The organism is Nonomuraea sp. NPDC049400, assembly GCF_044466425.1.
GTDB lineage: Bacteria > Actinomycetota > Actinomycetes > Streptosporangiales > Streptosporangiaceae > Nonomuraea.
The window spans coordinates 41,756-64,027 of sequence record NZ_JBITMP010000024.1; the positions used below are offsets into that span (position 1 = coordinate 41,756).

General features: G+C 69.5%; 23 protein-coding genes. 11 read left to right on the forward strand and 12 right to left on the reverse strand.

All coding sequences use genetic code 11. The annotated features are described in order from the left end of the window. Nucleotides 1-157: 157 nt before the first annotated feature. Nucleotides 158-976, reverse strand: a complete 819-nt coding sequence (gene lgt / locus ACIBVN_RS32695; RefSeq protein WP_397143007.1) for a prolipoprotein diacylglyceryl transferase — start codon at nt 974-976, stop codon at nt 158-160. Nucleotides 977-1,088: 112 nt separating this feature from the next. Here lgt and ACIBVN_RS32700 point away from each other — a divergent pair, with 112 nt between their 5' ends. The 4 genes from ACIBVN_RS32700 (at nt 1,089) to ACIBVN_RS32715 (ending at nt 5,135) form a co-directional block, all read left to right on the forward strand. Beyond that, on the forward strand, nt 1,089-2,216 hold the full coding sequence (locus tag ACIBVN_RS32700; RefSeq protein ID WP_397143009.1) for a sensor histidine kinase: 1,128 nt from the start codon (nt 1,089-1,091) through the stop codon (nt 2,214-2,216). Continuing rightward, entirely contained in the window at nt 2,213-2,857 is a 645-nt protein-coding gene (locus tag ACIBVN_RS32705) for a response regulator (protein ID WP_397143011.1), read from the forward strand. The genes ACIBVN_RS32700 and ACIBVN_RS32705 overlap by 4 nt, the downstream gene beginning before the upstream one ends. A gap of 452 nt (nt 2,858-3,309) precedes the next feature. Then, the gene (locus tag ACIBVN_RS32710) at nt 3,310-4,155 is read left to right on the forward strand and encodes a peptidoglycan-binding protein (protein WP_397143013.1); all 846 of its coding nucleotides are present in this window, start codon (nt 3,310-3,312) and stop codon (nt 4,153-4,155) included. A 44-nt stretch (nt 4,156-4,199) separates the two neighbouring features. Beyond that, a complete protein-coding gene (locus ACIBVN_RS32715) occupies nt 4,200-5,135 on the forward strand; it encodes a SpoIID/LytB domain-containing protein (protein WP_397143015.1) in 936 nt (311 codons plus the stop codon). Nucleotides 5,136-5,188: 53 nt separating this feature from the next. Here ACIBVN_RS32715 and ACIBVN_RS32720 read toward each other — a convergent pair whose 3' ends face one another. After that, nucleotides 5,189-6,256, reverse strand: coding sequence for an NBR1-Ig-like domain-containing protein (locus ACIBVN_RS32720; protein WP_397143017.1), 1,068 nt, complete (start codon nt 6,254-6,256; stop codon nt 5,189-5,191). A gap of 815 nt (nt 6,257-7,071) precedes the next feature. Here ACIBVN_RS32720 and ACIBVN_RS32725 point away from each other — a divergent pair. Continuing rightward, nucleotides 7,072-8,238 (forward strand): SGNH/GDSL hydrolase family protein, encoded by a 1,167-nt coding sequence (locus ACIBVN_RS32725; RefSeq protein ID WP_397143019.1) that lies wholly within the window; start codon nt 7,072-7,074, stop codon nt 8,236-8,238. A gap of 381 nt (nt 8,239-8,619) precedes the next feature. On the opposite strand, the gene ACIBVN_RS32730 is transcribed toward ACIBVN_RS32725, so the two are convergent. Beyond that, nucleotides 8,620-9,774: a serine hydrolase domain-containing protein gene (locus tag ACIBVN_RS32730; RefSeq protein WP_397143021.1), complete on the reverse strand. Its 1,155-nt coding sequence runs from the start codon at nt 9,772-9,774 to the stop codon at nt 8,620-8,622. Nucleotides 9,775-10,197: 423 nt separating this feature from the next. On the opposite strand from ACIBVN_RS32730, the gene ACIBVN_RS32735 reads away from it, so the two are divergent. Then, nucleotides 10,198-11,610 carry an MFS transporter gene (locus ACIBVN_RS32735; RefSeq protein ID WP_397143023.1) on the forward strand — a complete coding sequence of 471 codons (1,413 nt, stop codon included), beginning with the start codon at nt 10,198-10,200 and terminating at the stop codon, nt 11,608-11,610. Here ACIBVN_RS32735 and ACIBVN_RS32740 read toward each other — a convergent pair. Then, nucleotides 11,594-11,797, reverse strand: a complete 204-nt coding sequence (locus tag ACIBVN_RS32740; protein WP_397143025.1) for a hypothetical protein — start codon at nt 11,795-11,797, stop codon at nt 11,594-11,596. The two genes, ACIBVN_RS32735 and ACIBVN_RS32740, sit on opposite strands and share 17 nt — an antisense overlap. Nucleotides 11,798-11,843: 46 nt before the next feature. Between ACIBVN_RS32740 and ACIBVN_RS32745 the strand changes: the two genes are divergently transcribed. Next, nucleotides 11,844-13,073: a cytochrome P450 gene (locus ACIBVN_RS32745; RefSeq protein ID WP_397143027.1), complete on the forward strand. Its 1,230-nt coding sequence runs from the start codon at nt 11,844-11,846 to the stop codon at nt 13,071-13,073. A 99-nt stretch (nt 13,074-13,172) separates the two neighbouring features. Here the strand turns inward: ACIBVN_RS32745 and ACIBVN_RS32750 are convergent, their stop codons facing one another. Both ACIBVN_RS32750 and ACIBVN_RS32755 read right to left on the reverse strand, forming a co-directional pair. Beyond that, complete coding sequence (locus tag ACIBVN_RS32750) at nt 13,173-13,556, reverse strand: hypothetical protein (RefSeq protein WP_397143029.1); 384 nt, start codon at nt 13,554-13,556, stop codon at nt 13,173-13,175. Between the two features lie 53 nt (nt 13,557-13,609). Then, nucleotides 13,610-14,551 carry an RNA polymerase sigma-70 factor gene (locus ACIBVN_RS32755; protein ID WP_397143031.1) on the reverse strand — a complete coding sequence of 314 codons (942 nt, stop codon included), beginning with the start codon at nt 14,549-14,551 and terminating at the stop codon, nt 13,610-13,612. Between the two features lie 240 nt (nt 14,552-14,791). Here ACIBVN_RS32755 and ACIBVN_RS32760 point away from each other — a divergent pair, with 240 nt between their 5' ends. Continuing rightward, on the forward strand, nt 14,792-15,643 hold the full coding sequence (locus ACIBVN_RS32760) for an SDR family NAD(P)-dependent oxidoreductase (protein ID WP_397143033.1): 852 nt from the start codon (nt 14,792-14,794) through the stop codon (nt 15,641-15,643). A 239-nt stretch (nt 15,644-15,882) separates the two neighbouring features. Here ACIBVN_RS32760 and ACIBVN_RS32765 read toward each other — a convergent pair whose 3' ends face one another. From ACIBVN_RS32765 to ACIBVN_RS32785, 5 genes are all read right to left on the reverse strand, one after another. Continuing rightward, nucleotides 15,883-16,881: an aldo/keto reductase gene (locus ACIBVN_RS32765; protein ID WP_397143035.1), complete on the reverse strand. Its 999-nt coding sequence runs from the start codon at nt 16,879-16,881 to the stop codon at nt 15,883-15,885. 127 nt (nt 16,882-17,008) lie between these two features. After that, complete coding sequence (locus ACIBVN_RS32770) at nt 17,009-17,686, reverse strand: type 1 glutamine amidotransferase domain-containing protein (protein WP_397143037.1); 678 nt, start codon at nt 17,684-17,686, stop codon at nt 17,009-17,011. A 160-nt stretch (nt 17,687-17,846) separates the two neighbouring features. Further along, the gene (locus tag ACIBVN_RS32775; RefSeq protein WP_397143038.1) at nt 17,847-18,029 is read right to left on the reverse strand and encodes a hypothetical protein; all 183 of its coding nucleotides are present in this window, start codon (nt 18,027-18,029) and stop codon (nt 17,847-17,849) included. 30 nt (nt 18,030-18,059) lie between these two features. Beyond that, nucleotides 18,060-18,602: a hypothetical protein gene (locus ACIBVN_RS32780; protein ID WP_397143040.1), complete on the reverse strand. Its 543-nt coding sequence runs from the start codon at nt 18,600-18,602 to the stop codon at nt 18,060-18,062. A gap of 84 nt (nt 18,603-18,686) precedes the next feature. Then, complete coding sequence (locus ACIBVN_RS32785) at nt 18,687-18,815, reverse strand: hypothetical protein (RefSeq protein ID WP_397143042.1); 129 nt, start codon at nt 18,813-18,815, stop codon at nt 18,687-18,689. Nucleotides 18,816-18,956: 141 nt separating this feature from the next. Here ACIBVN_RS32785 and ACIBVN_RS32790 point away from each other — a divergent pair, with 141 nt between their 5' ends. Then, nucleotides 18,957-19,451 carry a DUF2867 domain-containing protein gene (locus tag ACIBVN_RS32790; protein WP_397143044.1) on the forward strand — a complete coding sequence of 165 codons (495 nt, stop codon included), beginning with the start codon at nt 18,957-18,959 and terminating at the stop codon, nt 19,449-19,451. Nucleotides 19,452-19,561: 110 nt separating this feature from the next. Here ACIBVN_RS32790 and ACIBVN_RS32795 read toward each other — a convergent pair whose 3' ends face one another. Further along, the gene (locus ACIBVN_RS32795; RefSeq protein WP_397143046.1) at nt 19,562-20,590 is read right to left on the reverse strand and encodes a GlxA family transcriptional regulator; all 1,029 of its coding nucleotides are present in this window, start codon (nt 20,588-20,590) and stop codon (nt 19,562-19,564) included. Between the two features lie 116 nt (nt 20,591-20,706). Here ACIBVN_RS32795 and ACIBVN_RS32800 point away from each other — a divergent pair, with 116 nt between their 5' ends. Together ACIBVN_RS32800 and ACIBVN_RS32805 are read left to right on the forward strand one after the other, a co-directional pair. Next, entirely contained in the window at nt 20,707-21,582 is an 876-nt protein-coding gene (locus ACIBVN_RS32800; RefSeq protein ID WP_397143048.1) for an NAD(P)-dependent oxidoreductase, read from the forward strand. After that, on the forward strand, nt 21,579-22,163 hold the full coding sequence (locus ACIBVN_RS32805) for a maleylpyruvate isomerase N-terminal domain-containing protein (RefSeq protein WP_397143050.1): 585 nt from the start codon (nt 21,579-21,581) through the stop codon (nt 22,161-22,163). The genes ACIBVN_RS32800 and ACIBVN_RS32805 overlap by 4 nt, the downstream gene beginning before the upstream one ends. Nucleotides 22,164-22,272: the final 109 nt, after the last annotated feature.

The window sequence follows — 22,272 nt, forward strand, 5'->3', positions numbered from 1 at the left end:
TCCACGAAAGTCTTCGGCACACGCCCAGCACATCAGCGGGCGGACAGCGTGGGGCGGACAGCACCGCTCTGCGCGGGCAGCGACCTCGCGCGGGCGCGATGAAGCCGGTCAGCCACGCCACCCGTTGGCCGCTGGGCGGCGGGCGCCGAGAGCCCGTTCAACCTCGTCCCACAGGCCGGGGGTCCGTGGCCGGCGTCTGGCGGGTGGCGGTCAGGTAGGCGACCGCCACCCCGAAGACCAGCAGCGCGGTCCAGACGTTGAAGCGCAGTCCCAGGATGAGAGGGGCGGGGTCCATGCGCAGCCACTCGATCCAGGCGCGGCCGGTGGTGTAGGCCGCGGCGTACAGGGCGAACGCCCGGCCACGGTCCAGCTGGAAACGCCGCTCGGCCCAGAGGACGAGCCCGGCCACACCCAGGTTCCACAGCGACTCGTAAAGGAAGGCCGGGTGGTAGGTGGCCGTGGATTCCATGCCCGGCGGCCGGTGGGCGGGGTCGATCTCGAGCGCCCAGGGCAGGTTGGTCGGTCCGCCGTACAACTCCTGGTTGAACCAATTGCCCCAGCGGGCAATCGTCTGCCCGAGTGCGATCCCGGGCGCGACGGCGTCGGCGAAGTCGCGCAGCGGAATGCCGTGCCGACGGCAGGCCAGCCACGCGCCCAGCGCGCCGCCGGCGACGGCGCCCCAGATGCTGATCCCGCCCTCCCAGATCGCGAAGGCGCGCAGGGGGTCCTTGCCGGGGCCGAAGTACTGCTGCCAGTCGGTGGCCACGTGGTAGATCCGCGCACCGATCAGGCCGAATGGCACGGCCCATGTGGCGATGTCCCCTACCATGCCGCGCTCGCCGCCGCGGGCCGTCCAGCGGCGTTGGGTGACCCAGATGCCGACGGCTACGGCGAGCACCATGAGCAGGGAGTAGGCGCGGATGGGCAGCGGGCCGAGGTACCAGACGGCTTGGGACGGACTGGGGATGGCTGTCACGCCGTCGAGTCTTTCTCCGGTGCGGCTGCGCGCACATCGAGCGGGGCACCGATCGCCGGGTCAGTCGACTGGTTGATGCCGGACCGGCGGATGGCTGATTATCGTCGGTGCTGTGGAGTCCTGGGAGCGGTCCCGACGCCGGTGGCAGCACGCCTTCTTCGTCTCGTGGCTGGTGCTGACCTCGGCCGGGCCGCTGATGGAGGTGGGGCAGGTCCTGCCGGTGGCGCTCGTGGCCGGGCTGGCCGCCTGGTATGCGGTGTGGTTCGTGCTGCGCACGCCTCCCGCGGGTGAAGTGCCCCTGCCGTACGTGGTCGGCGGCGGGCTGCTCTGGCTGGGGCTGTTCGCGATCGACTCGTCCTTCTTGGTGGTCTGCCTGAGCGTGCTCGTGCCGTACTGCCTGGACGCCGTGCGCATCGGGCTGGTCGCGGTGCTGTCGTGCGCCGGGGGCTGGTTGTGGCACAGCTACCACGAAGGCGGGTCGATCTCCTGGACCGAGATCGCCATCACCGCGCTGATCGCGATCAGCGCGGCCGCCTCGGTCGGGTACTTCTATTCGGTGGCCCGACAGAGCGCCGAGCGCAAGGAGCTGATCGACCAGTTGCAGGCCGCCCAGGAGGCGCGGGCGGCGGCCGAACGGCAGGCGGGCGTGGCCGCCGAGCGGCAGCGGCTGGCTCGCGACATCCACGACAGCCTGACCCAGGGGTTCGCCAGCGTGGTGATGCTGCTGGAGGCGGCGCAGGAGCGGTTGCCGGACGACCGGCACCTGACCCAGGCGTTGCGGGCGGCCAGGGAGAACCTCGCGGAAAGCCGCCGCGTGGTGCGGGCGCTGCGGCCCGGCGAGCTCGACGACGGCAGCCTGCCGGAGGCGCTGCGGCGGCTGTCGGGCCGGCTGTCCGACGAGACCGGCATCCACGCGCACACCGTGATCACCGGGGCGCTGCGGCCCCTGGACGCGCACATCCAGGTGGAACTGCTGCGGGTGGCGCAGGAGGCGGTCGCCAACGCCCGCCGCCACGCCAACGCCGAGCAGGTCACCCTGACCCTGTCGTACATGGAGGACCTGGTCGTGCTGGATGTCCACGACGACGGCGACGGCTTCGATCCCGAGCGGGCCGCCGCCGGCCACGGCCTACAGATCATGCTGGAGCGGATGGAGCAGCTCGGCGGCACGCTCCTCGTGGAAAGCGCGTCCGGGGAGGGCACCACGATCGTGGGCAGCCTCCCGGTGGTGACGCGATGACCGCGCGGAGCACGATCCGGGTCCTGATCGCCGACGACCACCCGGTGGTCCGTGACGGCATCCGGGCGATGCTCGGCACCCAGGACGATCTGGAGGTGGTCGGCGAGGCGGTCTCAGGCTCGGACGCGGTACGGCTGGCGCGTGACCTGCGGCCGGACGTCACGCTGATGGACCTGCAGATGCCCGAGCTCAACGGCGCGACAGCGATCAGCCGGATCCGCGAGCACGACCCCGGCGCCAGGGTGATCGTCCTGACCACCTATGACACCGACAGCGACATCTCCCGTGCCATCGACGCCGGAGCGATCGGTTACCTGCTCAAGGACACCCACCGTGAGCAGCTGTTCGACGCCATCAGGGCGGCGGCCCGAGGGGAGAGCGCCCTGTCGCCGGCGATAGCGACCCGGGTGTTGTCGTGGGCGCGCGCCGACGCGCCCGGCTCCCTCAGCGGCCGGGAGATCGAGGTCCTGGGCGCGGTCGCTCAGGGGATGAGCAACAAGGCCATTGCCGCCCACCTGTGCATCAGCGAGGCCACGGTCAAGACCCACCTGCTGCACATCTTCGCCAAGCTCGACGTCGACGACCGCACCGCCGCCGTGACCGTGGCGGCCACGCGGGGGATCATCCGCCTCGGCGGCTAGCAGAGGTCTTTCGTGCTCGCTGAGTTGCGCGTCGCCATGAGGTGAGCGGCCGGCGCTCGCGCAAAGCCCGGTCCCTTCGTGTCGGAGCCGGCCGTCGCCCCGTCCTGCTGCAGTGCGGCCATCTCGGCCTCAGTTACGCACGCCCCACATCGGGCGGCAACGGGACCCGCCGGCCGTTGGCGGAGCGTTCGGGAGCCGAGCCGCCCTCGTAAGTGGCCGCCTCAGGCATCCAGCAGTCATCTTTGACGAACGCGTGCCCATGCACCGCCTCATAACCCGGGCTGAGCTGGCGTTTCTCGCCATCGGATCGCCTGTCAAACGGCGCGTACGCCCGTACGGAGAAGCCTGTCGAACAGGCTGACAACACCGATCTTCTACCGGACACGTGAGCGAACCGAAACGTTGGGTTCCGCCACACAGGAATCGCCCCAGCCCCTGAACCAGGAGTAACGATGAAGCTGCCCTCATGCGCCGCTGCCCTCATGGCGGCCGTCCTGTTCGCTTCGCTGACTGGAGCGTCCGAGGCGTCGGCGGCACAGACGGCTGACGCTGAGGCCCTTCCGAACCTGAATATGGAAGCCGCTGTCAAGGCGGCCCAGATCGACCCGCGGCGGCCCGACGGCACGCTGACCCCCGGCGCCAAGGCCAGCGTGCTCCTCGTCGAGCAGGCGCTGCGTGACCGTCGCCTTCTCGACGCGAAGTGGGTGGACGGTTACTTCGGCACCACAACGGTCGCCGCCTACGCGAACTACCAGAAGTCGCTCGGCCTCACTGGTCTCGACGCCAACGGCCTGCCAGGCAAGACGTCGCTCACCAGGCTCGGTGCCGGCCGCTTCAAGGTCACCGACATCATCGACCCGGGCGCCCGGGTGTCCACCGGCGGTTTCGTCATCAACGCCCGCACGCGAAGCATGCTGGCGGAGGCCAAGCGACTGCTCGGCCGCGACCTCAAGCTGGATCAGGGTTCGTACAACCCCGGCGGCGACCCCACGTCCGCGGGCACCCACGACGGCGGCGGGGTCGTCGACATCTCGGTAAAGGGGATGAACTCCGCCACCCGCACCGCGGCCGTCCGCGCGTTGCGCCTTGTCGGCTTCGCCGCATGGCTGCGTAGCCCCCAGCAAGACGACTGGCCGTGGCACATCCACGCCGCCGCCATCAGCGACACAAGCCTCTCCAGCCAGGCCCAGCGCCAGGTCGGTGACTACTACCTCGGCCTGAACGGACTCGCGGGCCGCGGCCCGGACGACGGCCCGAAGGTGACCATCCGCACCTGGGAGGAGTACCGGCGCCGCTGACTCATCCATCCGAAATCCAGGCTCGCAAACAGAAGGAGAACAGCATGAGAACGCTCACCAGGATCCTCACCGCGACGACCGCCGCGATGGCGCTCGGCGGGACGGTCCTCGCCACCGCATCGCCCGCCTCGGCCGCCAACCGTGACGGCATCTGCGACTCCGGCGAGTTCTGCTACTACTTCAACAGCAACAACCAAGGATCGGTCTCCGACTTCACCGGATCGATCGCCGACTACGCCACCACACAGCCCACCTGCTACGACTTCAAGGGGCCCGGCGACGGCAAGGGCAAATGCATCAAGAACGCCGCCGCCTCCGTCTGGAACCGCAGCAGCAAAACCGTCCGCGTCTACTACAACACCGGCCACACCGGCACCCACCAGGACTTCGCCCCAGGCGCCAAAGGCAACCTGAACCCCACACTCAAGAACCAGAACGCCTCACACCAGTTCCTGAGCTCCGCACCGCCGACCGGGTGCAAGACCGACGGCACGGACACCAAGCTGCCCACGACGATCCTCGTGTACCGGAAGTCCCTCGATCGCGTGGAGCGGGTGGAGTTCAAGACCTACGTCAAGAACGTCCTGCCCAACGAGTGGGTGTCGAGCTGGCCGAGCGAGTCCCTCAAGGCCGGGGCGATAGCCGTGAAGAACTTCGGCTGGTACTGGGCGCTGCACTCCAACCGCAAGACGGCGAGCGGCCAGTGCTTCGACGTCTACGACCACACGTCGAGTCAGGTGTACAAGCCCGGCTCCGCGAAGGCGGTGACGAGCGCCGCGGTGGACGCGACCTGGGGCACCCGGCTGACTCGCAACGGGAAGATCTTCCGAGCTCAATACTGCGCTACGACGACGGCGTGCGGCAATTGGGTCGACGGCGACTGGATGTCGCAGAACGGCTCTCGCGACAAGGCCAGAGCGGGCTGGAGCTACTCCAGGATCCTCCGGCACTACTACACGGGGATCGTACTCAGCTCCTGACCTCCTGAGACCGTCCGACCCCGGTTCCCCGCCGTGTCATGCACGGCGGGGAACTAGCGTCCATCGACGATGATCTGGAAGTTGATCGGCCGGCTTCCGGGGAACACGACCGCTCCCGAAGCGTCCACCATCTTGAATCGCACGTAACACAAGCCCGGCTTCCTGGGCGTGGTGACGACGGTTCGGATGTCGACTGTCTCGCCAGGTTGCGTGTCCTTGATCGGCACGTCGGGGATGGTCTGGCATTGATCGGCTTGCTGCGTGAGGTCGAGGCGACGCAGCGAATATCCCTTCCACGGCACGGCCCCGGCGTTCTTGAGCCGCCACACCTTGGTCATGGTCTTGCCGGGACCGACGCGCGTGCAGTCGGCAAGCGTGACATCCTTGATGAACACGGCCGCATCACCCTTGTGCAGCGGCGGGGCCCAAGGCGGGTTGGTCGAACGCACCGGACAATCGGCTGGGGACGGCGCGGCGATCGATGGGCTGCCGGTCGGGCTCAGGCTGGCTCCACCGGTCGGGTTCAGGCTTTCTCCGTCGGGCGTGGAGCCGCGATTGACTGCGGCCACGACGAGGGCCGCTGCCCCCAAAATGACAGCCGCTGCCGCGAACGCGGCCGGGCGGGTCAGCCGTAATCGCCCTCTGCTCCCTGGCGCAAGGAGCGGAAGCTGGACGTCGCCCGCGAGCTCGTCGGACGGTGGCGGCGGCGTACGCACGAATGCCGAGGTCTCGCCAGCCGACTGGAGCGCTTGCGACCCGCCGGCGAGGTGCACGGTACGAAGCTCCGCGACGGCTGCGACTCCACCAGCCGGACGGTCCACCGAGGTGTCCACGCGCATTGAGGGATTGCCGGCGCTCGCCGATCTGACCGCCCTGTTCGCTCTCTCCCAGAGTTCGCGGTACGCGCCCGGGTCCGCGTTGCACGCCTTGACGAACTCGACGGTGGTCTCCCAACTCGGGAGCCGGTTACCCTTCGTGGCTTCGTGCAACGTCGTGTGGGAAATCGCCCCCGACCGGCCGGACATCTCCCGGAAAGGTGGATTACCGACTGCATCGCGCAGTTCTCGCAGGGTAGTCGCGAAATCCTCGATTATCTCCGCCCGTGCACGCCTGTCGTCCACCGTGCGAAGGTAACAGCACCCACGGTCTTCACTCAACTCAAAACCGGAATCTGCGCGAAGGCCTGGCGGATGAACGCGCAAAAAGCCATAATGCTCATCCCCGCTGCGACTGGAAGCGGCCGCGCACCAGGCCGAACAGGCCCCTATCCTGGCCGAACGCGACGGCGGAGACCCGAGATGGACATAGACGATTACGCCTAGGAGTTGGGGCGCTACAACAATCCGGACACCACATTGACCGGAACGCCTTTAGCCGAGCCGAGCGGAGCGGCTCGGACCAGGCGGGGAACGGCATGGGTCGAGTGCCTGATCAAACCCTCCTGCGGGCTGCGCGGACAACAGCCAGTAAATCTAATGGCGAATAAGAACGGTGGATACCGACATTCGCCGGCAGAGTGATAGATCAAAGGCGCAATACGGGTCGCAATCACGTCTCCCAGAGGGCGCGACCCATGCGCGCCGCCGCCTCCGTTGCGAGGGTTTCGGTGATGAGTGTGTAGCGCTGCGTCGTGGTCAACGTGCGGGGGTTCGCGTTCTGCCACGTGGCGATCGCTCTTCCCCAAGGACATCAGTCACGTTCTTTCGCTCGGTCTCGTCATACGCGTGACGCCCGGCGCACCGGCCGGCGTCATGCGGTCAAGGCGCAAGGGAGCGAAGAAGGCATGACGAGGCACGATCTGCGACGTGCGGTCAAGGAACAGGTGCTGCGCATCATGCCCTCCTGGGAGATCACCGTCTTTCGTCTCACCTGACACTCAGCCTGCTCATTCCCGCGCTGAGGAGTGCGCGGTGCTCATCAGAAAGGGAGATATCGCATGACCACGTCAGAATCCAACGAGTGGGCCGCAGCGTGGGCGACAGCCGTACAGCGGCCGTCCCTCACCCCGTGGTACCCCAACTGGTCGGAAGACGGCTTCGACCACCACTCCGTCCGGCAGGTGATCCGGGTCAGCGTGGGGGGTTCACGCCTGCGGATCCGGCTGTCCAACGAGTACGGCACGGCTCCGCTCCGGCTCAGCGGCGCGAGCATCGGCAAGACGGAGGAAGGCGCCGCCGTACGTCCGGAGACGATGCGCCCGCTGAGCTTCGGAGGGTCCACGGCGGTGACCGTCCCGGCCGGCGAGCAGGTGGCGAGCGATCCCATCGAGCTGCCGGTCGAGGCGCTGGAGCAGCTGACCGTCACGCTCTATTTCGAAGAGGCCACGGGGCCGTCCACCTTCCACAGTGTCGCGATGTCGCTCTCGTACCGGGCCGATGGCGATCACCTGGACGCCCCTGGCGCGGCGGCGTTCACGCAGACGAGCTTCTCCTGGTACTACCTGGCGGGCGTGGACGTCCCTGACACGGGTGACACGGTCGTTCTTTTCGGTGACTCGCTCACCGACGGATACGGCGCGACCCCGGGCGCCGACGATCGTTACCCGGACGAGCTCGCCAAGCGGCTGGTGGCCGCAGGCCGTGCCACGCCGGTGGTCAACGCCGGCATCGGAGGCAACCGGGTGCTCAACGACTCCATGTGCTTCGGGGAGAAGGCCACGGCCAGGTTCCAGCGTGACGTGCTCAGCCGGCCTCGGGTGGGCACGGTGATCGTGCTGGAGGGCATCAACGACATCATCCTCGAGCACGACCGATCGCCCTGCGCGATGCCGAACCCCCGGGTGAGCGCGAAGGAACTGATCGACGGCTACCGGATGCTGATCCGCGCCGCTCGCGAACAGAAGATCAAGATTATCGGAGGAACGCTCCCGCCTTTCGAGGGCGCCGAGTACTACACCGAGGACGGCGAGACGGTCCGCGCGGCGGTCAACGACTGGATCAGGAGCAGCGGGGAGTACGACGCGGTCGTGGACTTCGACAAGGTACTGGCCGATCCGGAACACGCAGGCCGGCTGCTCCCGGCCTACGACAGCGGTGACCGTCTCCACCCGAGCCCGGCGGGCTACCGGGCGATGGCCGAGGCCGTCGACCTCGCGTCCCTGTAGGCGAGGGCCGGTCCGTCAGGACGACGGACCGGCCACTTGAGGTGAGCGCGGGTTCCCCATCGCCGTGCTCGATCGCCCCGGCTTCGGGGACAGTGACCCTCTGTCCGGCGAGATCTCGTTCCGCCGCAACGCCGCGGTCCTGAACGACGCCGTCGGCGAACTGCGGGGGCAACGCCGTGACCGCTGCCCTGGCACCGTGCTCACCGGACACTCGATGGGCGGTGCCGCCGCCGTAGACTTGCCGGTGCACAGGCCTTCCACCGGCAACAACTCGACTGGGCCGCGGCATTGGCCTGACCGGCGGCAAGAGCGCCACGAAGGGCGGCAGGCCTCTCGGCCTGCCGCCCCTCATTGCGCCATCGCCCTGACGACAGGGCCGGTCTACGCGGCGGCGCCGGCGGCACGCACGACCGCCGCTGCCAGCCTGTTGTGCTCCGGGGCATAGAAGCCGAAGGCGGCCCGACGGCGGGTGTAGCCGAAGGCAACGCCGCTGCGCGGATCGGCGAACGCCTCCGATCCTGCCGAGCCGTCGTGCCCGAAGGCGTTAGCGCTCAGGAACGGATACCGCAGGCCCTCGGCGATGAAGCCGATCGTGTACTGTGCCCGCTCGCCGCCGACCAGGTCCTTGCCCGTCGAGTGGATCATGGAGAACTCCGCCAGGGTGTCCGGCTTCAGCAGCGGCGCCCGGCCGTCCACCTCCGAGATGGCGGCCGCGTACAGGCCCGCCAGCCCGCGGGCATTGCCCACGCCACCGCCCGACGCCTGGCCGAGCGCCCGCACCCGGCGGTGGTTGGGGAAGTTGAGCACGTCCGCGACCTGGAAGACGCTCAGGTTGTAGGACATGCCGCCGATGCTGTGCGGGCTCGGCGTGTTGTTCGCCGCGAAGTCCTCCAGCATCTCCGGCGTGGCCAGCCACGGCAGCACCTCCAGGTAGCGCTCTTCGAGCGCCTCAGGCAGGCCGAGGTACAGATCCAGCCCGTACGGCTCGCGGATGCGCTCCTCGTAGTGCTCCTGGATCGACCGCCCGGTGACCCGGCGCACCACTTCGCCCACGATGGCGAAGGCCACGAAGCCGCCGTAGCCATAGGCCGTACCGGGCCGCCACAGCGGCCGCTGCCCGGCGATCCGCGCGGCGATCACCCGGTCGTCGGCGATCTCCTCCAGGGAGAGCCCGCCGTCTACCCCGACCAGCCCGGACCGGTGCGTGAGCACGTCCCTGACGGTGATCCCGCCCTTGCCTCCTGCCGCGAACTCCGGCCAGGACCTGGCCACGGGCTCGTCCAGGTCGAGCACGCCGTCCTGCACCAGCAACGCCACGACGAGCGTCGCGGCGCCCTTGGTGGAGGAGAAGAGGCCGGTCAGCGAGTCGCCGGTCACCTCCTCTCCTGCCCACAGATCGACGACCCGCCGGCCGTGCACGTAGGCGGCCAGCTGCGCGCCCGCCGCCCCCTGGTCCTCGTGCACGATCGCGGCGAACTCTTCGCGCACCTCCTCGAAGCCCTCTGCCACGCTTCCCTGGACCTGGATCTCGTTCAATGTCGTTTCCCTTGAATTGATCACTTGCGGCGCATCCCCTCGGGGTCGCGTCCCTTACCGCACTGACGGAACGCGGCCGGTGAACGTGACCGCCAGACGCTTGTCAGTCGTCCAGGACCGCAAGGTCCAGCCGGCGCAGGAGGTCGGCACGCAGCACCACGTCGGGCAGGTGCGTGGCCAGAAATTCATGGTCGTTCATCGGTCACGTCCGTTCGTCGGGGTCCGTCAGTGCAGTGACGAACCCGACCCCGTCGAGTGACCAGGAGAAGTCATCGTGCGAGCCCGGATGAGGGAAGCGCCGGCCGTACTGCCGGCAAGCCGGCTCAACCGCGGCAGTGCCTGCGTCCACGTGCTGGAGCTGGTGGCGGCGGCGGCCGGGACCACTTGGAACTGCCCTAGTCCGAACGCTTTCGAGAAGGTTGTATGTCTCTCCACGAAACAAGCCCCGCAGCCGTGACCGGCCGCAAGCTAGGTCTGGCGCTGCTGGTCATCGCCGCCGCGCAGCTCATGATCGTGCTGGACGGCACCATCGTGACCGTCGCGCTGCCGAGCATCCGCGCCGGCCTGGACATGGCGGAATCGGACCTGAACTGGGTGCTCACCTCCTACGCCCTGGCGTTCGGCGGGCTGCTGCTGGTCGGCGGGCGCGCGGGCGACCTGTTCGGCCGCCGCCGGCTGTTCCGTCTCGGGCTGGTCGTGTTCCTGCTGGCCTCGCTGCTCGGCGGGCTGGCCGGAAACGGGGTGGTGCTGATCGCCGCCCGCGTCCTGCAGGGTCTCGGTGCCGCCGTCGTCGCGCCCACCGCGCTGTCGCTGCTGGCCACCACGTTCCCCGCCGGGCCGGCCCGCGACAAGGCGCTCGGGGTGTACGGGGCGATGGGCGGGCTCGGCGCGGTGGTCGGCCTGCTGCTCGGCGGCGCGCTCACCGAGTACCTCAACTGGCGCTGGATCATGTTCGTGAACGTCCCGTTCGCCATCGCCGTACTGCTCGGCACGAGCGTGCTGGTCGAGGGCGAACGCGAACGGGGTCGGGTGGACCTGCCCGGCGCGATCACCGCCACCCTGGGCCTCGGCTCGCTGGTCTACGCGATCAACCGGGCCAGCCAGGCGGGCTGGAGCGACGGCCTCGCCCTCACCTTCGACGCGGTCGCGGCCGTCCTGCTGATCGGCTTCGTCGTGATCCAGCGGCGCAGCGCCGCCCCGATGATGCCGTCCTCGGTGCTGGCCGATCGCGGCAGGCTCGGCGCGAACCTCGTCATGTTGCTGATGGGCGGCGGCATGCTCGCCACGTTCTACTTCCTCACCCTCTACATGCAGGCCGTCAAGGGCTATGCGCCCATGCTCACCGGCCTCGCCTACCTGCCGTTCGCCGTCGGCATCGGACTCGGCGCAGGCGCCGTGGGGCCACCGCTGCTGGGCCGTACCTCAGCGCGGAACGTCACCATGACGGGACTGCTGCTCGCCGCGCTCGGCATGGGCTGGTTCAGCTTCCTCACCCCCGGCCAGAACGCCTTCACCGTCCTGCTGCCCGCCCAGCTGATCGCCGGCATCGGGCTGGGCCTGGTCACCGTCGCGATCACCATCGCGGGTGTACGCGGCGTCGCCGACCAGGACGCCGGCATCGCCTCCGGTCTCATCAACACCACCCAGCAGATCGGCGGCGCGCTCGGCCTGGCCGTACTGGCCGCCATCGCCACCTCCACGACCAGGAGCCAGCCGCCCGGCACCGCGGTCGCCGCGGCCCTGACCCACGGCTACACCGCCGGAATCCTCGCAGGCGGCGCCCTCTACCTGGCGGCCATCCTCGCCGCGGCGCTGACCCTCACCCGGGGTCGTTAAGGCCCTCCCGTACCGACTGGCTCGACCCGTTGCCGGCCGCCGCCCTGGTTCTCTTGTGGACGAGGCTGGCTGCGGGGCGCTCGCGGACCGTCGCCGCCGGTGCGCCCTGGCTGTACATCGCGGGCGGTGTCGCGCTGCTCGGCGTGCCGGCCATGGCCGCCGCGCTCCGCGACCGGTCACGTTTCATCGCGCGGCTTCGTCATCCGGGTGACAACCGACGTAGGAGGACACGCATGGATCTGTGGAGCGAGGAGTTCCAAGCCGACCCGTACCCGGGCTACGCGCGCCTGCGCGAGGAGGCGCCGGTGCACAGGACGAGCGGCCCGATGGACAGTGACATCTGGCTGATCGTCGGCCATGAGCAGGCCCGCGAGGCGCTCACCGACCCCCGCCTGTCCAAGAGTTCCCGGCATGCGCCGGCGTGGATGCGCGAGATCGGCCTCGTCAAGAACAACGAGGGACCGGTCGGCATCAACATGCTCAGCTCCGATCCGCCCGACCACACCCGGCTCCGCAAGCTCGTGAACAAGGCGTTCACCCGCCGCCGCGTCGACCGGCTGCGACCGCGCGTCCAGGAGATCACAGACACGCTGCTGGACCGCATGGAGGGGCGGCATGAGGTCGATCTCATCGACGCGCTGGCCTTCCCCCTGCCGATCATCGTGATCTGCGAACTTCTCGGCATCCCCGCCGAGGATCGGGCCGACTTCCGGGCCTGGAGCCAGGCCCTGAGCACACCCCCGCTCAGCCCAGAAGGGTACGAGCTGATGCGGCAGGGCCGGGCCGGCATCGAGGGCTACGTCGGCGAGCTGATCGCACGCACCCGCTCGATCATCGACCTGACCAGGGCCGTCGACGACCAGCCCGACCTGGTCAGTGCCCTCGTCGCCGCGGCCGACGAGCACGACCGCCTCTCCGAACGCGAACTGCTCGGCACCATCGAGCTGCTGCTCGTCGCCGGGCACGAGACCACCGTCAACCTGATCGGCAACGGCGTGCTCGCTCTGCTGCGCCACCCCGAGCAGTTCGAGCTGCTGCGTGGCAAACCTGAGCTCCTGCCGGGCGCGATCGAGGAACTGCTGCGCTACGACGGCCCCGTCGAGCGCGCCACCCCTCGCTACGCGACCGAAGACGTCACGATCGGCGACGTGACCATCCCCGCAGGCAGCGTGGTCTCCGTGGTCCTCGCGTCCGCCGGCCGCGATCCCTCGTACACATCCGGCCCGGACACGCTCGACATCACCCGCACCGACCACGGCAGCCTCGCCTTCGGTCACGGCATCCATTACTGCCTGGGCGCTCCGCTGGCCCGGCTCGAGGGGGAGATCGCGATCGGCACACTGCTCCGCCGCTTCCCCCGCCTGGCGCTCGCCTCCCCGCCCGAGGACCTGCGCTGGCGAACCGGCGGCCCGACCAGGATCTTCCGCGGCCTCGACGCGCTGCCCGTCAGGACCTTCGCGTAGCCACTTAAGGAGTGAAGCGGTACCCCATACCCGGTTCGGTGGTGAGATGAACCGGGTGTGCGGGGCTCTGGAAGTCGAGGGAGATCCAACGAGTTCAACTCAAGAACGTTTGCTTACCCAGCATCTGGCCAGTGCCAGGGTGCTGAGGCCGAACATCAGGACGCCCAGGGGGACATGGAGCGAGGTCATGTGCGCGATGCCCAGCGCGACCTGCACCGACGCGAGGACGAGGAAACCGGTGGCGTACAGGATGGGGCGGGGCGAGCCGCCGCCTGGGCGCCAGGCCAGGATCGCGGCGAGCACGTACAGGATCGATGCGCCGTACATCACTGGTGATCCGATGTGATGCAGCTCCGAGCCGTGGGAGGAGGACAGCAGCATTCCGGCGGTGGTGGCCTGGAAGAACAGGCTCAGGGTCTGCAGGGCGACCGCGGCTTTCAGGAACGTGAGGCCGCCGCGTGCTGCCGTCATCTGTCCGGCCATGGTGCGTGGTCTCCTCTTTCTGGCGTGTGGCAGTGGATGGGTGGTCCGGATTTTCAGCGGAGGGTGAGCGTGGTCTCGGAGGCGACGCGGGTCAGCTTCTGCGGGTTGCGGACGTAGTAGAGGCCGGTGATGCGGGCGTCCTCGACCTGGATCGCCATGACGCCGTCGATCTCGCCGTCCATGCGCACGATGAATGCCGGGTTGCCGTTGACCAGGGTGGCGTCCCAGGTGATCGCCGCTTCCACCTTGGCGGAGCCGCCGAGGTAGAAGCGGGCCACCTTGTCGGCGCCGATGATCGGCCGTGGCGAGGCTTGCTTGACGCCGCCGCCGTCGCTCACCAGGACGACCTCGGGGGCGAGCACGTCCAACAGAGCCTGCAGGTTCCTGGTTTCCAGCGCGCGCTGGAACGACGCCAACGCCGCCCGTGCCTGGCTCGGGGAGACCTCCTCGCGGGGGCGGCGGGCTTCGACGTGCCGGCGGGCGCGGTGCGCGATCTGGCGGACGGTCGCGAGGTTCTTGTCGACGGCGGCCGCGATCTCCTCATAGCTGACATCGAAGACCTCGCGCAGCACGAAGACGGCCCGCTCGGTCGGCGACAGCGTCTCCAGGACGAGCATCAGCGCCATCGACAGACTCTCGGCGAGCTCGGCGTCCTCGGCCACGTCCGGCGCGGTGAGCAGCGGCTCGGGCAGCCAGGGACCGACATACGCCTCCTTGCGGCGCTTCAAGCTGCGCAGCCGGTCCAGCGCGCACCGGGTGGTGATCCGGACCAGGTAGGCGCGCCGGTCGGACACCTGTGCGATGTCGACCTTGACCCAGCGCAGCCAGGTTTCCTGCAGGACGTCCTCGGCGTCGGCAGCCGAACCGAGCATCTCGTAGGCGACGGTGAACAGCAGGTTGCGGTGGGCCAGGAACGCCTCGGTGGCGGCCTCCATCCGGCCGCCGTCAGCGGGCGGCTCGGCTGAGCCCGTCGTCGGCTCGCTGCGCTCGTTCACACCTGTCTCCCAGCTGTTGCTCGCAAGGGTGCTCCATGCACCAGACGCCGATTCTCGCCGTTGTGTGACACCTGTGACGGGTGGCGTATGTCACATGACCGCACTGTCACAAAGCACAGGTCGCCGACGCCTCATGGTCGTCAGGACGCCGCGCGAACGATCCGCGCGGCACACGGCTCCACGAGTGATCACCTTGGCCCCGTTGCGTGGTGACCACCGCAGAAAGGACGGAAAGACATCATGAGCAAGGTCTGGTTCGTCACCGGTTCCTCCCGCGGCCTCGGCCGCCACTTCGTCGAGGCCGCCCTGTCGCGCGGCGACAAGGTGGCCGCGACCGCCCGCACCACCGCAAGCCTTGACGAGCTGGTCGCCGCCTACGGCGACGCGGTGCTCCCCCTCGGGGTGGACGTGACCGACAAGGCCGCCGTCTTCGACGGGGTGAAGCGGGCCGCAGAGCACTTCGGCCGCCTGGACGTCATCGTCAACAACGCCGGCTACGCCCAGGTCGGCGCGGTCGAGGAGCTGACCGAGCAGGATCTGCGCGACCAGCTGGAGACCAACCTGTTCGGCGCGGTGTGGGTGATCCAGGCTGCCCTGCCGTACCTGCGCGAACAAGGCGCGGGACACATCATCCAGCTGTCCTCCGCCGCCGGGCTCGTCGCCATGCCGCTGGGCGGCGCCTATCACGCCTCCAAGTGGGCGCTCGAGGGCCTCAACGAGGCCCTCGCCGCCGAGGTCGCCGACTTCGGCGTCAAGGTCACCATCATCGAACCCGGCGGCTTCGCCACCCGCTCCGGCAAGAACCCCGACCCGCTCAACAACGGCCACATGGCCCAGACGGACCCCGTCTACGACGCCCTGCGCCAGCGGCTGGCCGCCATCGCCGGCAAGCAGCCCGCCGGCGACCCGGCCGCCGCGGCCCAGACACTCCTCAAGCTCGTCGACTCCGACAACCCGCCCCTGCGGATCCTGTTCGGCCAGGGCTTCTACCCGATGATCCAGCAGGCCTACGCCGACCGGCTCAAGACCTGGGCCGACTGGCAGGACCTTTCGGCAGAGGCTCACGGCAACCTCGACCAAGAAGATCGGTGACCCTCCGCCGTAACCGACCGTGCTGCGCCGGGACGGGACCCACGAGGTCGGCCGGCTGCTCCGTGACCCGCGCGCCGACCTCGACCCGGCCGAGGCCGGCCCGGTGCTGGCCGAGCTGCGCGCGCTGGGCCCAGGAGCACCGCAGCGGTCGGCCGGTCCAGATGGTCGAGCACCTGCTGGACGGAAAGGCCGTCACCCGGCGCAGGCTGTAACCCCAGGACAACCCCAGGACGCCGTGCTCAGGGCCGCGCCGGGCCCTCGCCCACGCCGGTCTGGAGAATCGCCCGGCCGATGGCCGCGACATCCTCGCCGGTCAACTCCAGCGTGGCCGCGTCGATCCACCCGGCCACCTGCTCGGGCCGCCGCGCCCCGACGATCGCGCCGCTCACCCCTGGCCAGGCGTAAGTCCAGGCGATCGCAACCGCGGCCACAGTGGTGCCGTGCGCCTCGGCGATCGGCCGCAGCACCTCCAGCAGGGCGAGGTTACGGTCGAGGTCGGTGGTGAACTCGGGGAACGTCTTGCGCCAGTCGTCGTCCGGCAGCGCGGCCACCCGCTCACGGGAGAACGCACCGGTCAACAGGCCCGAATGCAGCGGCTGATAGACGATCGCGCCAGTGCCGTGCGCGGCAGCCCAGGCCAGATCGTCCGCGGCGGCCCGCTTGAGCGCGGAGAACTGCGGCTGGATCGCGTCCACGTGTGCGATGGCCTCAGCCGCCTCCAACTGGGCGAGGCCATGGTTGGACAGGCCGATCGCCCGCACCTTGCCCTCGGCCCTGAGGTCGGCCATGGTCTGCCAGTACTCCTCCAGCGGCGTGGCCACACCCTGGTCGTCGTCCTTGGCGGCCCAGTCCAGGGAGCGGCCGGTGTCGGGATAGTGCACCTGATACAGGTCGATCCGCTCGACGTTCAGCCGCCGCAGCGAATCCTCCACCTCCCGGCGGACCTGGGCCATCGTGCGCACCGGCGCGGCCAGCCGGTCGTTCTCGTCCCAGACCAGGCCCGCCTTGGTGAACACGTACGGCCGGTCCGCCTCGGGCAGCGTGGCCAGCGCCTTGGCCACCACCTCCTCCGAATGGCCAAGCCCGTAGACCGCGGCGGTGTCGATCCAGTTCACCCCGGCCTCGACCGCGCGGTGAATGGTGGCGATCGAGTCGGCGTCGTCCTGGGCACCCCAGGCATACCGCCAACCGGCGCCACCGATGGCCCACGCGCCGAAGCCGACCCGGCTGATGCTCATGTCCGTGGTGCCAAGCTGAACTCTGGGAACACTACTCATCATCAATCTCCTCAATATCGGGTTTCCGGCACCGGAGGTTCTCCGCTGCCGAGGTCTGATGGGACGCCTGCCGTACGGCAGCGCACTGTCAGCCCAAGGCCCGCGCCATCGCCTCGGCCACACCGCGGGCCGACTGCGGATTCTGGCCGGTGATCAGACGGCCGTCCTGGATCACGTTCGCGGTGAAGTCCGCCGCGGGCACGTGCACCGCGCCCTGCTCCCCCAGCCGCTCGGCCAGCAGGAACGGCACCACGCCGACCAGCCCTGCCGCCTGTTCCTCCGCGTTGGTGAACGCCGCGACCTTCTTGCCGCTCACCAGGTACGAGCCATCCGACAGCCGCACGCCGACCAGCCCTGCCGGGCCATGACAGACCGCGGCCGCCACCCCGCCGCTCTCGTAAATCTCCCGGGCGAGCCGGCCCAGCGCGGGGTTGTCCGGGAAGTCCCACATCACGCCGTGCCCGCCCGCGAACAAGATCGCATCGAACCGGGACGCATCGACGTCCTCCGGGCGCGGGCTGTCGGCAAGCTGCCGGGCGACCGACGGATCAGCCAGGAAGCGCTGCTGGGACTGGTCAGCGGGGTCCTCCCCGTCGCGCGGCGGCCGGCCGCCCGCGACGCTGACCAGCTCCACCTCGTGCCCGGCGGCCGTCAGCACCTCCCACGGCTCGGCCGCCTCCGAAACGTAGAAACCGGTCTTCCTGCCGGTGTCACCCAACTCGCCGTGGCTGGTGAGCGCGATCACAATACGCTTCGACAAGTCCATCCTCCTTCACCTGCGGAAGAAGAATGGCAAGCCTCGCGGAGGCGAGGTAAGCCGGAAAGGCTGCACACCTGCGATGCATCATGCTGCACGCGGGTCCACCCGCGTGCAGCGCTCAGCACGTGCAGACGCCGGACCCGCCGTGTGCAGGATCAGAAGGACGTCACCACGCGCCAGGCGGCCATGTCCACGATGACGCGGCTCGGCTCGTCAGACCGGGGATCGGCTTGCCGATCGGCCGCAGCGTGCCCGCATCCCGAACCTGGACCAGACCTTCCCGCCCCGCGCTCAGCACCACCCTCCGGCCCTTGACCTCGCCGATCGCGACCTCGGTGACGTCGCTCACGAACCCCGGCTCGGCGGCGTGCGGACCTAGTCATCGCAGGGCCCTGCTGCGCAGCGCCCGCAGCATCATGATCCGGATCAGCCCGCTGAACGGGCGAATGAGCGGCCAGTAGCGCGCCATCCCACGGCGGGAGGCCTCATCGGTGCACACGACTCGGGTCTCGGTGGTCACGCGGGTCCGCTCGCCGCCGATGTCCTCGAAGCGCATGCCGACGATGGCCTTGCCGTAGCCCGGCTCGGCGAAGTCCAGGAACTCCTGCCTGCCGGAGACGTCGACGCGGTTGCTGTCGGCCCCGAAGGTCCACCAGGTGCCCACGACGCCCTTCACCTGCTCCACCGGTCGTTCCTCGGCCAGCGGGATGAACGTGTCCGGCAGATCCAGGTGAGCGTGACCGTGGCGCAGCCGCGCGATCACATCGCGCGCCCCGAACAGGAACCGCGCCACCAGCGGCGGGTCCGACAGATCCAGCTGTTGCCACGCGTCCCACACGACCACCCGGGCGGCGGGGATCTCGATGTGGTGGCGCTCGGCGAAGTGGGGCTTTGGGACGAACTGGTCAGCGAGTGTCGTCATCGTCTTCCTCCTCCACACCCTTCGTGGTCTGTCGCGTTCGCTCCCCTCTCACGGCCGGACCGGCGATCGCGAACTGTACGGAGGTCATCGGGGCACCACCAGCACCGGGACCTCCCGCGTCGGACGGCGGTGCAGCCGCCCCTCCAACGCGTACGACACCTTCGACACCACGTACAGACCCGTCCATGCCATCGCCGCATGCGCAATCCTCATGACTCCTCCTGGCCATCACTGTGCGGCGGCGTCCGAGAGGCGGACCTCCCCCGGCCAGGGGATCCCTCCCCCTCTCGCGGGGGATCTCCGGGAGGCCGTGTCACGGGTAAAAGTTCTCAGAGAGTAGGAAATGGAGGATGGATGGACACCGACGTCGCCGCCTTGCGGACGCTGAGCGACACTGGCGACTTCACTGACACGCTCCGGGTGCGCGCCTCGGTAGGTCTGCGCACGTTCGTCGCGGGCGCGCTCGGGTGGGCGCCCGGCTGGCTTCGTTTTCTCTACTGGACGCGCGGGCTGTTCGCGCGGATGCTGCGGACGGCCCACCCGGTCGTACGTCCGGGATCGGGCGGTATGCGGCCCGAGGACGTCCCCTTCACGCCGGGCGGGAGGATCGGGTTCTTCTCGGTCGTCGAAGGCGTCGAGGATCACCACCTGCTGCTGGAGGCCAGCGACTCGCACCTGGCCGCCTACCTCGCCATCGTCGCCGACGGGGAGGACCGCTACCGCATGGTGACCGTGATCAGGTATCTCCACTGGACCGGCAGGCTGTACTTCCTCGTCATCCGGCCCTTTCACTGGCTCGTGGTACGCGGCATGGCGCGGGCGGGGGCGCTCGGCAGGTGGAACACCTGAGACCCGCGAGTCTGTCCGGGGTGCAGGGCGACAGCGCAGGCCACAGCGGCACCGCTGGAATCAAGGCCGGTGCAGCGGTGCTCGCCCGCTACGGATGGGCGCGTCCGGGTTCAGGCGGGCGCCGGCAGGCTGGGGCGAGGTCGATCGGGCGTTCGCGGTTCCGGCGCTGGACAGGGGAAGGCGCGCCGGTATTCGGTGGGCGCCACTCCAAGGTGCACGGCGAAATGGTGGCGGAGGTTGTTGGCGCTGCCCAGCCCGCTGCGTTCGCTGACCTGCTCGATGGGCAGGTCGGTGGTCTCCAGGAGGAGTTGCGCGCGGGCGAGGCGCTGATGGAGCAACCACTTCATCGGGCTCGTGCCGGTCGCCGCCCGGAGGTTGCGGTGGAAGCTGCGGACGCTCATCCCGGCGCGGGCGGCCAGGTCGTCAACGGTGAGCGGGCGGTCGAGGTTCTCCAGTGCCCAGTGCAGCACGGGGGCGATCCCGTCGTCGGTCACGGCGACGGCGCGTTCCACGTACTGGGCCTGACCGCCCGGCCGGTGGGCGGGAACCACGAGGCGGCGGGCGAGCTGGTTGGCCACCCGCGCGCCGAGGTCGCGGCGGACGATGTGCAGGCACAGGTCGAGCCCGCCGCTGAGCCCGGCGCTGGTGAACACGTCACCGTCGTCGACGTACAGGACCGAATCGTCCACCTTCACCTGCGGGTATCGTTCGGCCAGCTCGCGGGTGTGCTCCCAGTGGGCGGTGGCGGGGCGGCCGTCGAGTAGGCCAGCGGCGGCGAGCGCGAATACGCCGTTGCAGAGCGAGACCATGCGCGCCCCGGCGGCGCTCGCCCGGCGGAGCGCGTCGAGCAGCTCCTCCGGCAGCTCGCGGTCGCCGCGCATGTATGCCTCCGGCACGACCGGGACGATCACCGTGTCGACCTTCTCCAGCTCGTCCAGGCCGTACGGCGCGTTCAGCGTGAACCCCGGCACCGACGCGGACGTCCCCGGGCGCAGCCCGACCAACCGCAGGTCGTACCACGGGTCCATGAGATCGGTATGGGCCACGCCGAAGACCGCCGTGGCGATGCCCAGCTCGTACATGTCCCACATCGAGATGGTGTCGTCGACCACGACCAGCGCGACGGATCCAGCACTCATCGGCCAACTATATGGCAGCAATTTGGTGAATGTCGGCACTCCTGCCAGTTTCGGCTGGCTGCTCGCGCTGCCATCGTGATGTGACGCCACCACCAAACGGACAGGAAGTGACAGACATGGCAAGAACCCCCGTCACGGTCATCGGCATGGGGATGATGGGCCGGGCGCTGGCCGCCGCCTTCATGAACGCCGGCCACCCCACGACCATCTGGAACCGCACCCCGGGCAAGGCTCAGGCGCTCGTCGAAGCCGGCGCGAGCGAAGCCCCGACCGTTGACGCCGCCGTCGCCGCCGCCCCGCTGGTGATCGTCTGCGTACGCGACTACGGCGCCGCACGGGAGCTGCTCGCCCCGGCCGAAGCGGCGCTGTCCGGCCGCGTCCTGGTCAACCTCACGTCGGGCGCGTCCGACGAGGCTCGCGTGATGGCCGATTGGGCGGCGGAACGTGGAGCCGGATACCTGGACGGGGCGATCATGATGACCCCGCCGGGCATCGGCGCGCCGGAGACGGTCATCCTCTACGGCGGGTCGCCGTCCCTGTACGAGACGCACGAGAAGACCCTCGGCGTCCTGGGCGGCGGTACCACGCTCATCAGCTCCGACGTCGGCCTTCCCGCGGTGTACGACGTCGCGCTGCTCGGGATCATGTGGGCGACGTTCAACGGGTTCATGCACGCCGCGGCGCTCATGGGCACCGAGAAGGTCGCGGCCACCGATTTCCTGCCGATGGCCACGGATTGGCTCAAGGGGGTGGCGTCGTTCCTGACGACGTACGCGCACCAGATCGACGAGGACTCCTACGCCGCCGAGGACGCCACACTGGAGACCCAGATCCCGCCGGTCCGGCACCTCATCCACGAGAGCCGGATCCGAGGCATCGACGCGACCATGGCCGAGTACACCGAGCAGCTCCTCACCGAGGCGATCAGCCGCGGCCACGCCCTCGACAGCTACGCCCGCATCATCGACCACTTCAGGACCCCCAGCGCATGAACGCCGCCTCCTGGGCCGGCCTCGTCGTCGAGGCGGCCGACGAAACCACCACAATCCTTGAGAAGGGCGCCGACCAGGACTGGACGCGCAACGCCGCGGGGCTGGACTGGACCTGCCGGGCCACGCTGGACCACCTGGCCCTGGGCGTTGTCGGCTACGCCGGCCTGCTCATCGCCCGTCCGGCCGACCGGTACATCACCCTCTTCGCCTCGCTCGACCCGCAGGCTCCCATCGGAGACTGCCTGGAGGGGATCAGGATCGCGGCGAAGATCCTGTCCTCCGCCGTACGTGAGGCCGAAGGTGACGTACGCGCCTGGCACCCGTGGGGCCACTCCGACGGCTCCGGCTTCGCCGCCATGGGAGTCGTCGAACTGCTCGTCCACGGCATGGACATCAGCCGCGGTCTCGGGCTCGACTGGCGCCCGCCGGAACACCTGTGTGCCCCCGCGGTGCGGCGCCTCTTCCCTGAGGCTCCGGATGGCGACGACGCGACCGAGCTCCTCATGTGGTGCACCGGCCGCGCCGACCTTCCCGGTCATGGCCGCAGAGACCGCTGGCAGTGGGACGGCACCGTCCGCTGAGGACGGTTTCGTACGGGGTGCTCAGCGGGACGTCGCCCGGGCATGGCCGACCTGGTGGAAGGCCCGTCCAGCCTGATGCGCGGGAGGCGGAAGGAGCGCGATCACCAGC